Origin of the sequence: Neobacillus niacini, assembly GCF_000759675.1 — a bacterium.
Classification (GTDB): Bacteria; Bacillota; Bacilli; order Bacillales; family Cytobacillaceae; genus Neobacillus; species Neobacillus niacini_A.
Window position 1 is genome coordinate 38,540 of sequence record NZ_BAWM01000026.1, and the last position, 12,346, is coordinate 50,885.

Consider the following 12,346-nt stretch of genomic DNA (forward strand, 5'->3'; position numbering starts at 1 on the left):
GGTAGTAAATGAACGCAGGAAAAACTCTTCAAATTCCATTCTCTCCTCCAGATATTACTGAGCATGAAGTCAATGCTGTGATCGATACCCTAAAATCAGGATGGATTACAACAGGACCGAAAACAAAATTATTGGAAGAAAAAATCGCTGCCTATACCAATTCGGGTAAAGCTGTTTGCTTGAATTCAGCAACGGCGGCGATGGAATTAACGTTGAGAATTCTCGGCATTGGTCAAGGGGATGAGGTAATCACCAGCGCCTATACGTACACCGCTTCCGCTAGTGTAATTCACCATACAGGGGCAAAAATTGTATTAGTAGATACAGCAAAGGATTCTTTTCAAATGGATTATGACCGGTTAGAGAAGGCCATTACTGAAAAAACAAAAGCCATTATTCCAGTCGATATTGCCGGCGTGATGTGTGATTATGATCGAATCTTTGAAATCGCAAGTCGAAAAAAACATTTATTTCACCCGACAAATGAGCTGCAAGAGGCATTTGGCCGGGTAATCGTCCTTGCCGACGCTGCCCATTCTTTTGGAGCTGTATATAAGGGAAGAAAAAGCGGTGAGGCCGCGGATTTTACCAGCCTCTCCTTTCATGCTGTTAAAAATTTGACTACTGCTGAAGGCGGGGCTGTTATTTGGAAAGACATCCCAGGGATTGATAATGAGGAACTATATAAGCAATACATGCTGTTATCACTGCATGGGCAGTCGAAGGATGCCTTGACTAAAAACAAATTAGGCGGCTGGGAATATGACATCCTATATCCTGCTTACAAATGTAATATGACGGATATTATGGCTTCTATTGGGCTTGCTCAGTTTCAGCGATATGATTCTCTCTTGGAAAAAAGAAAACAAATAATTGAACGGTATGACCAGGAGCTTGCTGAACAAGGATTGGATATATTAAAGCATTATACGGATGACTATTCTTCCAGTGGACACTTATACCTCGTCCGCTTAAAAGGAAGAGACGAGTCTTATCGTAATTATGTAATTGAAGAAATGGCGCGAAATGGCATTTCTACCAATGTTCATTATAAGCCGCTTCCATTACATACGGCATACAAAAATATGGGGTTTGACATTCAGGATTTTCCGAATGCTTTTGCCGTTTATCAGAATGAAATTACGCTTCCGCTTCATACATTATTGAGCGATGAGGATATCGAGTATGTAATGTTTTTTTTCAAGAAAATCTTGAGAGGCAATTTTTTAGCTGCAAAAGTGGGAGAGAGGGCGAATGTATAAATTATTTTTAAAAAGATGGATGGATTTATTGGCGGCCATACTAGCCCTGCCAGTATTAATGTTTGTGATATTAATAGTTGGCATTTTAATAAAGTTAGAGGATAACGGCCCCATTTTTTATAAGTCAAAACGGCTTGGAAAAAATGGGATTCCATTTCTTATGTATAAGTTCAGGTCAATGAAAGTAAATGCTCCGGATATTAGAAATGAAGACGGATCCACCTTTAATTCGGAAAATGATCCCAGGATGACCAAAATCGGCAAATTTATTCGAAAAACAAGTATCGATGAAGTGCCCCAATTATTAAATGTAGTAATTGGGAATATGAGCTTTATTGGACCCAGGCCGGATTTGCCAGATCAAATCTCTTTATATGAAGGAAATGAAATTCGTAAATTAGAAGTTTTACCAGGTTTAACTGGTTATAATCAAGCTTATTTCCGCAACTCGATTCCCTTAAGAGAAAAGTTTGAAAATGATGTTTATTACGTGGATCACATTAGCCTCTTTTTTGATTTAAAAATCCTATTAAAAACATTCACAATAATAATTCATCGCAAACATGTTTATTCAAATCATGATAAATCTATCGGGGGATAAAGATCAGGAGGAGATTAATAACCGTGAGATGTGCAATAATGCAGCCAACCTATATGCCTTGGATTGGATATTTTTCAATGATTGATAAAGTAGATGTTTTTGTTTTTCTAGATGATGTCCAATTAGTGAAGCGTAGTTGGCAGGTCAGGAACAAAATAAAAAGTAATGGTAAAGAGCTATTGCTTACAATTCCGATTGTAAAGGACAAAAAAAGAAATGATATGCTCATCCAAAATTCATCGTACTGTAAAAAAGAAAATTGGAAAGAAAAGCATTTAAAATCCATCAATCATAGCTATTCGAAAGCTAAATGCTATTACGAAGTGTATCCATTTATCGAAAAAATATATTGGAAAAATCATGCCAGTATAGCCCAATTCAATATAGATATAATTAAAAGGATTTGTGAAAAAATAGGGATTACTTCAAGGTTAATCGTTTCATCAAATATAAACAAAAATAAAGGAAAAAAAGATGAACTGCTGGCAAATATCTGTGAATCTATTAATGTCAGACGTTTTTTATCAGCTCAAGGGGCGGTTCCGTATATAGAGGAAAACAACCCTGGTGGGGAGTTTACTGAAAGAAAAATAGAACTATATTATCACATGTATAATCACCCAATCTATCCGCAATTAGGAAATGATTTTATCTCCCATATGGGAATATTTGATTTGTTATTTAACACAGGGTTCGATCATGCATTGGAAATCATTAGAAGCGGAAATGAAAAAGATTTATTTTATTTAGATTACCGGGATCTATTTTTGCAAAATGCGAGGGGTAATATGTGAAAATTTGCCTTTTTTCAGATATACATGGGAATCTATATGCATTAGAAAAATTCCTTATAAAAAGTAGAGAACTAGGAATAGACTTTTATGTTTTTTGTGGGGATATTTTTGGTTATTATTACGATCAGGACACTATCATTTCCAAACTGAAAGGGATGGAACATTTATCTGCGATAAAAGGGAACCATGACCAATATTTTTTAAATGCCAGTATGAGCCAGGCAGAGGAGAAATGCTTAATTGATAAATTTGGATATTCTTATAAAGATATAACAATAAAAATATCCAATGAAAATAAAGAATTTGTTAAAAATTTATCGGAGCAAATAGAGCTGAATTTTTTTGGGAAAAGGATAGGCATCTTTCATGGCTCACCTATGGATCCGTTGAATGGCAGGGTTTATCCGGATACGGAAATCTCTGAATCTGATGGTTATTTAAAATATGATTACGTCATTTTGGGGCATACCCATTACCGCATGGTAAGACATATAGGATCTACAACCGTTATCAACCCCGGTTCCCTTGGACAGCCGCGTGATAAACATGGCTTTAGTTTTGCTGTACTGACAATTCCCGAAGGAGAAATTGAATACCACGAAATTGAGTGGGATAGGAATTTGCTGGTAAAAGATATTGAAATTAATGATCCCGGCAGCCAAAAATTGATAAACATTCTGTTTAGAAATGAGGAGTCACCTTGAATAGAACGATACTTGTCTCTGCTATTGGCGGAGATGTCGGACATAGCGTGTTAAAATGTCTTTTACAGGAAAAAGATAAATTAATAGGCTGCGATTTGTATCAATTCCCTGTAGGTTTAAATGTGGTTGACGGGTTTTTTACTTCACTTCCAGCACTGCACTCAAATTATATTTCTCATTTGCTGGAACATTGTAAAAAATATCAGGTAACTCATTTTATACCGATCAGTGAGCCTGAAATTGAAGTTGTCAGTGATAACCTTGAAGTATTTCAAAAGGAAAAAATCAAGGTCCTTATAAATCAGAAGGAAATTATTCAATACTGTCTCGATAAAAACCTATCTGCAAAAAAATTAAAAAGCATCGGCTTAGATGTCCCTGACTCCTGGCTGGCAGATGACTTTGAACCGGATGGCAAAAAGTACATCGTCAAATTTATAAAATCATGGGGGTCAAAATTATTAAGAGTGATAGCCACTAAAGAAGAATTAGAACAGATCAAAAAAAGCTTCACGCAGCCTCTTTTAATCCAAGAGTATATTGATGAACCTGACAATGAATATACAGTAGGGGTTTTCAGTGATGGGGAGGATATAAGAGTCATTTCATTTAAGAGAAAGCTTCAGGGGGGATACACCAAATTTGTGGAATTAATAAATGATGAGACTATAAAACGTGATGCCATGATTGCCGCAAAAGAATTCGGGCTAAAAGGGAGTTTTAACATCCAATTAAGGAAATCAAACGGAAGAAACTATATTTTTGAGATAAATCCAAGATTGTCGGGGTCCGTTCACTTCCGGCATTTGTTGGGTTTTAAAGACGTTTTATGGTGGCTCGATTCTTTAGATCAATTCAAATTAGCGGAGTATAAAAATCCTTATAGTATAGCGATAGGTGTGAGGGAATTGAATGAAAAGTTCTTGCTTGTAGAATAAAAGGATCTAAGGCAAGAATTATAATAAATGGGGCTTTGGGTGATTAACCAAGCCCCTTTTTTATTTCGAGGTAAGAAAAGATCATTGCCTGTGGAGGTAATTATGAAAATAAAAAAGTCCTTCCCAGTTTTTAGAAATCAAGAAGATAACGAACGGAGAAACTTTTTATCTTGGCTATTTTTTGGGCTTCTAGCCTTCATAACTTTTTTTTCTTTTAAAAGGGAAGGTGGAGTAATAGACCCACAAAAAGTTAATAAAGGAATGATGTTGAATAAAGATGAGAATACGATTTCTAATGAACTTGAAAAGATAAATGCAAAGTTGACGGATATATCGGTAAATGTTAAAAGTTTTGGAGCAAGAGGTGACGGGAAAGCCGATGATACTGTCCCTATTCAAAACGCTATAGATTATACAGCATCACTTGGGGGGGGAATTGTATATTTCCCGAATGGTCATTTCCGTACTTCCTCAACCATTTCAATTGACGCTGATTACGTTAGTTTAGTTGGAGTAGGCTGTAATTCTTCATATCTATCCCCATTATTGGGCCACATGACAGCTATCCTTTTTTTTGGAAATGAAAAGGGTTCGTGGAGATGGGGAAATGTTGTAAAGGACTTGGGAATTAGGAATTCACATGCAGAAGGCATTAAAATGGTAAATAACCTTCAATGGAAATTAGAAGGAATAGATGTGAGAAACTGTGAAGGAAATGGGGTTTACGGAAAAAATTCATGGATCGGAAGGTTGCATAATTCCTGTCTTTATAGGAATAAAAAATCAGGTTTCTATGCTGACAAAGACTGTCATGCTCTATCTATTATTGGTACACACATTATCGATAATAAGAGGTATGGGATTTATGCTCCAAAGGAATCTACTATAACAGGAAATACTTTTGAACTAAATAAATTGGCAGATATCTACATCCCTTCTACCAAGGAAAGTATTTTTATTGCAGGGAATTATTTTGAGGGTGGAAGAAGTGAAGGAGCAGCTATTCACGTCTTAGGTAAATTTATTTCAATTGATACGAATGGACTAGGGGGGCAGCCCTTAGGAATAAAACTAGAGGGTGCAAGTCATGTAAAAGTATCAAACAATTTTGTAGGGATGACACTTGGGGAATTAGCCCATAACAATCTTCAAACCATTTATGTAGATGAAAAGTGTAAAAATATCGAGCTTGATAATGTAGGAACATTAACTGTTAAACCAGGTGCAAATCTGATCAAACAGGGGGCAGTTAAGGATCATTTATATCCATTTGGAGAGTTTGAATCACTAAAGAATGGGGTTCCGGTAGGATGGACAAAAAAAGGTACCTTTACTTCTCAAGTTGTTCCGTCATTTAGCGGGGAATGTGATAAAGCTTTAAAGGTAACAACAAAGTCAAAACATGATCGAATGATAAGAAACTTGTCTGGCTTAAAACCTAATACAATCTATACCTGGGGTGCGATGATTAGTACGGAGGATGCCGATGCGGTTGAAGTCAGGTGCTATAACACTGCAATTGTAAAAGGTGATGAACATTATTGGAGCGCGAATTTCAAAAAAGGGCATTACATAGCAACTACCGCATTTATAACAGCTATCGATGGTAGCGCTGATATCAGTATAGGTTCGGCCTATTTAGGAACTTTTAAATTAGAATGGATTGCCGTGGTAGAAGGGTATTACACCGAGCGAAATTTCCCAAGAAAAAGCAACAGAGAAAATACAAGCGTTATTCAAAGCGAAAATGGTTCATATTACAAAATTTCCGTCAATAATGATGGTACTTTTAAAAGCATTTTATTAATTTAATTCACTTTTGAAAAAAGTGCGAAACAATGTTTTAAAATACTAGGAGCTTTTGGCAATTAACTTAAATAAGATAGTTAGTTGCAGTTCAGTTTTTTCCAAACCATTATCATGAATTCAAAGTATTAATCTAATGTTGTCAATATTAACTTGATGTACATCAAGTTTGGGGAGATGCTTAAATGTAGTAATAGCCCTATAACCTAAAAATGAAACATATAGATATATAAAAGATTAAAGAATTTCTTTTCGAAAAACTCCCAAGAATCAGAATTGCTGTAATCTCTATTTTGATAATTATTAGTTATATACTAACCTATATAATAAGTGACATAGTTCCAAATTCAAATACAATATTAAATACTTTCACACTAATTCTTGTATTAGGATTACTATATAAATATCTGAACAAGTCAAATCGATTTCTAAAATATATGTCCGAATCATCTTATTCTGTATATCTTATTCATCACCCTGTTATTATCGTTGTCAGTTACTATTATATAGAATATATTAATGATCTAAATCCAGTTGGGAAAATATCTATAGGCATTAATAATAACAAAAAGAATAAACGAACTGTTCCTAAGGCAAAAACGGTACAAGGGTAATTGCATAAACAAAGGGGGTGTCTCTAAAAGAGACACCCCCTTTGACCATTAGTGATATAAAAAAAGTGTAAGGTTATTTTTACGGTCGATTGTTGCTAATAATACATTACTTACTTCAGTCTGATGGTGGCTCCATAGTGTGTGTATAAGCCACCCTTCATCCTTATTTAGTTGTTGGAGCTCATGTAGTTCAATTTTGCCTTCTTTAATTATGGTCTTAGGGAGGTCAAAGGGTTCGGTAACCATGTTATAGGTTGACGGGGTGATTGCTTCGTATTTTGGATCTAAAAAAACGGACAATTTCCCATCAGCTTCCCACAATGCTAATGCAACTTTTTTAACATCTTCTACTTTCTCTTCCCGTAATTCTTCTAATAAAATATCGATTGATATTCTTGCTTTTTTCAAACCTTTAGAAATAATCTCTCCGTCTTTAACCAGTGTAATGGGTGGAGGAGTAATTAATTTTCTAATTCGGGGCCATTTTAACATCGTATACACACTGCCAATATACAGCACCACCAATACTGCTGTTGTGGTAATAGAACCTTTTAGTCCAAGACGTTCATCTGACAATGGGTGGGCAAGGATGTTCCCGATTATAAGAGCAATAGCGAAATCAATCAATCTTAGCTGAGCAATGGAACGCTGTCCCATTGCTTTCGCCACAAGAATCAAAAAGAAATAGGCAACGATAGCACGTAGAATCCACTCTATTGTCGTTAAGGATTCCTGACCATGAAAGAAATTCAACGAAGACACATCCTTTAATAGTTAAGTCTAATTTCCAGAAAACTTAACACAAACCGGGTGTGGTACCTTTATATCAGATTGTAAAAGAGTTAATTTTCCGGTATTTTCATCTCTTGCAAATAGAACTAAGTTACTGGATTCTTGATTGGAAGCAACAATATATCTACCAGAAGGTTCTATTTCAAAATCCCTTGGCCAATCTCCCTCTGTAGATGTATATTCTAAGAAATGGAGGCCGCCTGTTTCTTCATTGACGGAAAAAACAGCAATGCTATTGTGACCACGGTTTCCTGCATAAACAAAGCGTCCGTCGTTAGAGATATGAATCGCACTTCCTTGATTATTTTCTTTAAAATCTTCAGGTAAAGTAGAAATATATTGTTCTTCTATAAATTTGCCACTTTCTGGATGATAACTCAGAACAATTACTTCGGAACTAAATTCGGTCATGATATATGCAATTTTTCCATGAGGATGGAAAGTAAGGTGCCGAGGTCCGCTGCCAGCTTTTAACGGAAGAAGCTGTACTTTAGCAAGTTTTCCTTCCTCACTTACTTCATAGGTTGTAAGAGAATCTGTTCCTAAATCAACAGCCACAAGGTATTTTTCATCTGGTGTCAATCCAGCATAGTGCAAATGCGGTTTTTCCTGTCTCGGATCAGGTCCAGAACCTTCATGCTGAATAATAGAGGATGCAGGCTGTATCGAGCCTTCTTCTGGGTTAATTAAATAGGATTCCACAGTTCCTTTATGATAATTTGCGCTAAAAACATACCGCATCATACTATCAACACTCACATGACAGGGAGGAGACCCCTCTGATAATTGATTATTGATAGGGGTAAGTTCTCCGTTGTCAGTAATAGAGTAGGCAGAAAGTCCGCCAAAGTTTCCCTCCTTGGCCACTGAGTATAAATATTTTTTATCATTGGATAAAGTTAGGTAGGTTGGATTCTCAAGAGTTGCAACAGCCCTAATATCTGTTATTTTTCCTTCATCACTGTCTAAAGTGAATTTATAAATTCCTTTACTTTCTCCTTTTGTGTATGTACCAATATAACCTAGCTGTAAATTAGATGATGTCATGTTAAAAACTCCTTACAAATTATTATTCCTTTATTTTAACCTTAGCAAAGGACTTCAGTCTAATAACTGGAATTTTTATTTAACCCGCTATATAGTTAATAACATAAAGTAATTATTTAATAGATAAAAAATTACATAAATAAGGAGTTCAATTATGGCACAAAAGAAAAAGAAAGTTAACAAACCAACAAAATCCTCATCATCAAAATTTGTTTTTTGGATTATTGGATTGATCGCAATAGCTATTATTGGATTTATCTTTTTAGCCAATAACCAAAAATCAAATGATACGGCTAACGAAGAGATCGATTATGCAAACCAGCCCTTTCTAGGTGAAGAATCTGCACCAGTTTCAATTGTAGAATTTGGTGATTACAAATGCCCGAATTGTAAAAACTTTACAGACGATGTTGTGCCGCTAGTAGTAAAAGAATTTGTTGATACTGGAAAAGCTAAATTCTATTATTTCCATTATCCGTTTATTAATGTTGATTCAGAGCGGACAGCTAAATTTTCAGAAGCAGTTTATCATGAGTTAGGGAACGAAAAATTTTGGGAGTTTCATGAACTTATTTTCGAAAAGCAGCCGGAAGATACACGATATGAAACCATCGATGTTTTTACCGAAGAATTTTTAACTGAAACACTGCAAGAAATAGCTAGTGATGAAGAGGTTAAGAAGGTAGCTGCCTATTTTGATACGAAGGAGCCAGAGGCAGCTTGGAAAAGTGATGAGGCAATTGGTGGAAAATTAGGAGTTAGTGGAACACCAACCGTTTTTGTTAATGGTAAGAGATTTGATGGAAAAACTATGGACGATTTAAATGAATTAGTGGAGGAAGCGGCAAAGGAGAAAGGTAATGAATAAACCTTTACTGCTTGCATGGGTTGCAGCCCTTATTGCAACCATTGGGAGTTTGTATTTCAGTGAAGTTCTCCTCTACATTCCTTGTACCTTATGTTGGTATCAGAGAATCTTTATGTATCCATTAGCGGTCATACTGGGAATCGCCTTTTACCGAAATGATAATGGAATTGTAAAATACACAATACCATTGTCCATCATCGGGATGCTCATTTCAGGCTACCATACGGCTCTGCAAAAGATTCCTTACTTGCAGCAATTTGAAATGTGTAAAAGTGGTGTTCCTTGCTCAAAAGATTATATTAATTGGCTTGGATTTATCACCATTCCAATATTGGCGTTTACCGCCTTTACGATTATTACCGTCTGCTTAGTATTTATTGCACGCAGTCAAAAGGGAGAAGAGGCTATTTAATAGTCTCTTCTTTTTTGTGTTCACAATAGAAATAGGACTCAGCGGCTGCTGAGTCTTATTCAATCCTAGCGGGTTAGATAGATTTTCCAAGAAAAGCTGTTAACATCCATACATGTTTTTCTAAACCAGAATGAATGGCAAGGAGCATATCACCTGTGGTTTCATCATCCTTTTCTCCAGCAAAGCTCATACCTTCTTTTAATTCTCCAATGATAATGGAGAAATCATTAATAATGGTTTGAACCATTTCTTCAGCTGATTCGTTACCATTTGCTTCTATAATAGTTGAAATTTCAAGACATTCTTTCATCGTTGCTACTGGATTTCCTCCAATTGCTAGTAATCGTTCTGCTAACTCATCTACATGCAGTCCTGCCTCGTTATAGAATTCTTCAAATTTTGCGTGTAAGGTAAAAAATTGACCACCCTTCACATACCAGTGATAGTTATGTAACTTGATATACAATACAGACCAGTTTGCGATTTGTTTGTTAAGTACGCTGACTAACTGATTTTCCATTGATGGAACCTCCATTATTTTGTCTTCTATTATATTATTACCAAAGTTTCAGGTAGAATCCTGTACAAAATCGAGGGATATTTTGTCAATTTGGTGAAGATTTGCTTTGTTACAATGGTATTTTATGAAATGAGCATGAAATAGAATGTAATAAATTAACCTTAATTATCCACTAGTGGAATTAAAGAGGGAATGAAAAGGAATTGGGATATAATTCTATATGATAGATAAAAGCTTTCATAGCAGGAGCCATTTATATTATTCTTACACTGGTTTTTTTTGGTTAATGAATTAGAATGTTACAACTGATAGCCTTATTAGTAGAGAAACAAATACGAGACTACTAGGAGGCTACAAAACATGAAAAAACTAAAAAAACTTGTTATTGCAACGGGATTGATTTTTTCAATGTCAGCATTTACGGGTGTAACTAAGTCAGAAGCAGCTTCTACGCATAAAGTTCAATACGGAGAAACATATTGGAAAATCGCAACAAAGTATGGTGTACCAGTTACTAACTTAATGAAAGCAAACAATGCAACTAGTTCTCTACTATATACTGGCTCAAGTCTAGTAATCCCGAATGCTACTATTTCGGCAGCGGATAAAGACTTAATGGCGCGCCTTGTTCGTGCAGAGGCAGTAGGTGAACCATATGCAGGAAAGGTTGCCGTTGCAACTGTTATCTTAAACCGTGTAGCAAGTCCTGATTTTCCTAACTCAGTAAGGGAAGTTATTTACCAAATTTCTAATGGACATTATGCATTCACGCCAGTCCAAAACGGTCAGATTAATCAACCAGCTGATTCCGCTTCCAAACAAGCTGTGAACGAAGCACTTGCTTTCCAAGGGCAAGGAAATGGCTCTTTATTTTTCTACAATCCAAATACAGCAGTAAGCCAGTGGATCTTTTCACGTGAAACAACGGTAACAATCGGAAACCACCGTTTTGCAAAATAAACATTTCTAATAGCATTCCAATAAAAATATTCTTTATAAAAAAAGCAGTGGACTCGTAAACATAGAGTACACTGCTTTTTTAGGGCTTATTTTATTTTTAGTGCAACAAGGCTGGCAAAATCATGGATAATGGTAGCAGCGAGTAAGGATGTAATCTGGGTTGGGTCGTATGGAGGTAAAACCTCAACAAGGTCAAAGCCAATAAAATTAAAATCTGTTAGGGACCGAATGATTTGTAAGGATTCAAAGCTATTTAACCCGCCAACCTCAAGCGTCCCTGTTCCGGGGGCACAGGATGGATCAACAAAATCGATATCAAAACTGAGAAAACATGGTGTTTCCCCAATTTTTTCTTTCATTTCTTTCACAACGTTTTCAAATCCACGATCCTTTAATTCAGGAGTTGTAATCACATGGTATCCTAAATCCCTGCTTGAATCGATATCCCCAGGATGATTTAGGGTTCCACGAATTCCAACTTGAAAAACCTTGTCGGGAATCAATAAATTTTCCTCGTATGCACGAATGAATGGTGAACCATGCCAATATTTTTCTTCATAATAAGTATCCCATGTATCTGTATGGGAATCAAAATGAATTAACGCAACAGGTCCGTGGATTTTGGCTGCGGCTCTGAGGTTTGCTAATGTAACAGAGTGGTCGCCGCCTAGTCCAATTGGGATTATCCTCTTCTCCATTAACTCCATCACTGCTTTTTCCATAACTTCATAACTTCGATGAATATTATGAGGAATAACCGAAACGTCACCAATATCAATCGCGTTACATGCATCAAATGGATATACCTTATGAATTGGATGGTAGGGAAATAACGTCATAGATGCTTGACGAATCGCTTGTGGTGCAAAGCGTGCCCCTACGCGAAATGAGGCAGCTGTATCAAACGGCAGCCCTACAATGGCTAATTTAGCATTTTCCCTGCTCGAGGGTAACCTCATAAAGGTTCCTGTTGTACAAAACTCGGGTTTAACATCCGGTGTTAAAGGATAATGCATCTTCGATTCCTC

The 12,346-nt window shown here is 36.1% G+C and carries 14 protein-coding genes; 10 read left to right on the forward strand and 4 right to left on the reverse strand.

Features of this window, described 5'->3' with window-relative positions; all coding sequences use genetic code 11:
- Positions 1-8 precede the first annotated feature (8 nt).
- From TR08_RS14250 to TR08_RS33945, 7 genes are all read left to right on the forward strand, one after another.
- Complete coding sequence (locus tag TR08_RS14250) at positions 9-1,262, forward strand: DegT/DnrJ/EryC1/StrS family aminotransferase (protein ID WP_045519166.1); 1,254 nt, start codon at positions 9-11, stop codon at positions 1,260-1,262.
- The gene (locus TR08_RS14255) at positions 1,255-1,863 is read left to right on the forward strand and encodes a sugar transferase (protein WP_045519168.1); all 609 of its coding nucleotides are present in this window, start codon (positions 1,255-1,257) and stop codon (positions 1,861-1,863) included. The genes TR08_RS14250 and TR08_RS14255 overlap by 8 nt, the downstream gene beginning before the upstream one ends.
- A gap of 53 nt (positions 1,864-1,916) precedes the next feature.
- The gene (locus TR08_RS14260) at positions 1,917-2,657 is read left to right on the forward strand and encodes a WbqC family protein (RefSeq protein ID WP_274521014.1); all 741 of its coding nucleotides are present in this window, start codon (positions 1,917-1,919) and stop codon (positions 2,655-2,657) included.
- A complete protein-coding gene (locus tag TR08_RS14265) occupies positions 2,654-3,361 on the forward strand; it encodes a metallophosphoesterase family protein (RefSeq protein WP_045519169.1) in 708 nt (235 codons plus the stop codon). Before TR08_RS14260 ends, TR08_RS14265 begins: the two co-directional genes overlap by 4 nt.
- Complete coding sequence (locus TR08_RS14270) at positions 3,358-4,299, forward strand: ATP-grasp domain-containing protein (RefSeq protein ID WP_045519170.1); 942 nt, start codon at positions 3,358-3,360, stop codon at positions 4,297-4,299. Before TR08_RS14265 ends, TR08_RS14270 begins: the two co-directional genes overlap by 4 nt.
- A 102-nt stretch (positions 4,300-4,401) precedes the next feature.
- A complete protein-coding gene (locus TR08_RS14275) occupies positions 4,402-6,111 on the forward strand; it encodes a right-handed parallel beta-helix repeat-containing protein (protein ID WP_045519171.1) in 1,710 nt (569 codons plus the stop codon).
- A 263-nt stretch (positions 6,112-6,374) separates the two neighbouring features.
- Positions 6,375-6,719, forward strand: coding sequence for an acyltransferase family protein (locus TR08_RS33945; protein ID WP_370576314.1), 345 nt, complete (start codon positions 6,375-6,377; stop codon positions 6,717-6,719).
- A 48-nt stretch (positions 6,720-6,767) separates the two neighbouring features.
- Here the strand turns inward: TR08_RS33945 and TR08_RS14280 are convergent, their stop codons facing one another.
- Together TR08_RS14280 and TR08_RS14285 are read right to left on the reverse strand one after the other, a co-directional pair.
- Positions 6,768-7,472 (reverse strand): DUF421 domain-containing protein, encoded by a 705-nt coding sequence (locus TR08_RS14280; protein WP_045519172.1) that lies wholly within the window; start codon positions 7,470-7,472, stop codon positions 6,768-6,770.
- A gap of 27 nt (positions 7,473-7,499) precedes the next feature.
- Entirely contained in the window at positions 7,500-8,558 is a 1,059-nt protein-coding gene (locus tag TR08_RS14285; protein WP_045519173.1) for a lactonase family protein, read from the reverse strand.
- Positions 8,559-8,712: 154 nt separating this feature from the next.
- On the opposite strand from TR08_RS14285, the gene TR08_RS14290 reads away from it, so the two are divergent.
- Both TR08_RS14290 and TR08_RS14295 read left to right on the forward strand, forming a co-directional pair.
- On the forward strand, positions 8,713-9,426 hold the full coding sequence (locus TR08_RS14290) for a DsbA family protein (RefSeq protein WP_045519174.1): 714 nt from the start codon (positions 8,713-8,715) through the stop codon (positions 9,424-9,426).
- Positions 9,419-9,838 carry a disulfide oxidoreductase gene (locus TR08_RS14295; protein WP_045519175.1) on the forward strand — a complete coding sequence of 140 codons (420 nt, stop codon included), beginning with the start codon at positions 9,419-9,421 and terminating at the stop codon, positions 9,836-9,838. The genes TR08_RS14290 and TR08_RS14295 overlap by 8 nt, the downstream gene beginning before the upstream one ends.
- A gap of 73 nt (positions 9,839-9,911) precedes the next feature.
- Here the strand turns inward: TR08_RS14295 and TR08_RS14300 are convergent, their stop codons facing one another.
- The gene (locus TR08_RS14300; RefSeq protein WP_045519176.1) at positions 9,912-10,358 is read right to left on the reverse strand and encodes a Dps family protein; all 447 of its coding nucleotides are present in this window, start codon (positions 10,356-10,358) and stop codon (positions 9,912-9,914) included.
- 360 nt (positions 10,359-10,718) lie between these two features.
- Here TR08_RS14300 and TR08_RS14305 point away from each other — a divergent pair, with 360 nt between their 5' ends.
- Complete coding sequence (locus TR08_RS14305; RefSeq protein ID WP_045519177.1) at positions 10,719-11,318, forward strand: cell wall hydrolase; 600 nt, start codon at positions 10,719-10,721, stop codon at positions 11,316-11,318.
- 86 nt (positions 11,319-11,404) lie between these two features.
- Here the strand turns inward: TR08_RS14305 and speB are convergent, their stop codons facing one another.
- Positions 11,405-12,334, reverse strand: a complete 930-nt coding sequence (speB, locus tag TR08_RS14310) for an agmatinase (protein WP_045519178.1) — start codon at positions 12,332-12,334, stop codon at positions 11,405-11,407.
- Between the last annotated feature and the right edge of the window lie 12 nt (positions 12,335-12,346).

Bases quoted from the DNA above. Each gene is read 5' to 3' on its own strand.
- TR08_RS14250 (WP_045519166.1), top strand. From the start codon at position 9: ATGAACGCAGGAAAAACTCTTCAAATTCCATTCTCTCCTCCAGATATT.
- TR08_RS14255 (WP_045519168.1), top strand. From the start codon at position 1,255: ATGTATAAATTATTTTTAAAAAGATGGATGGATTTATTGGCGGCCATA.
- TR08_RS14260 (WP_274521014.1), top strand. From the start codon at position 1,917: ATGCCTTGGATTGGATATTTTTCAATGATTGATAAAGTAGATGTTTTT.
- TR08_RS14275 (WP_045519171.1), top strand. From the start codon at position 4,402: ATGAAAATAAAAAAGTCCTTCCCAGTTTTTAGAAATCAAGAAGATAAC.
- TR08_RS14285 (WP_045519173.1), bottom strand. From the start codon at position 8,558: ATGACATCATCTAATTTACAGCTAGGTTATATTGGTACATACACAAAA.
- TR08_RS14290 (WP_045519174.1), top strand. From the start codon at position 8,713: ATGGCACAAAAGAAAAAGAAAGTTAACAAACCAACAAAATCCTCATCA.
- TR08_RS14295 (WP_045519175.1), top strand. From the start codon at position 9,419: ATGAATAAACCTTTACTGCTTGCATGGGTTGCAGCCCTTATTGCAACC.
- TR08_RS14300 (WP_045519176.1), bottom strand. From the start codon at position 10,358: ATGGAAAATCAGTTAGTCAGCGTACTTAACAAACAAATCGCAAACTGG.
- TR08_RS14305 (WP_045519177.1), top strand. From the start codon at position 10,719: ATGAAAAAACTAAAAAAACTTGTTATTGCAACGGGATTGATTTTTTCA.
- speB (WP_045519178.1), bottom strand. From the start codon at position 12,334: ATGCATTATCCTTTAACACCGGATGTTAAACCCGAGTTTTGTACAACA.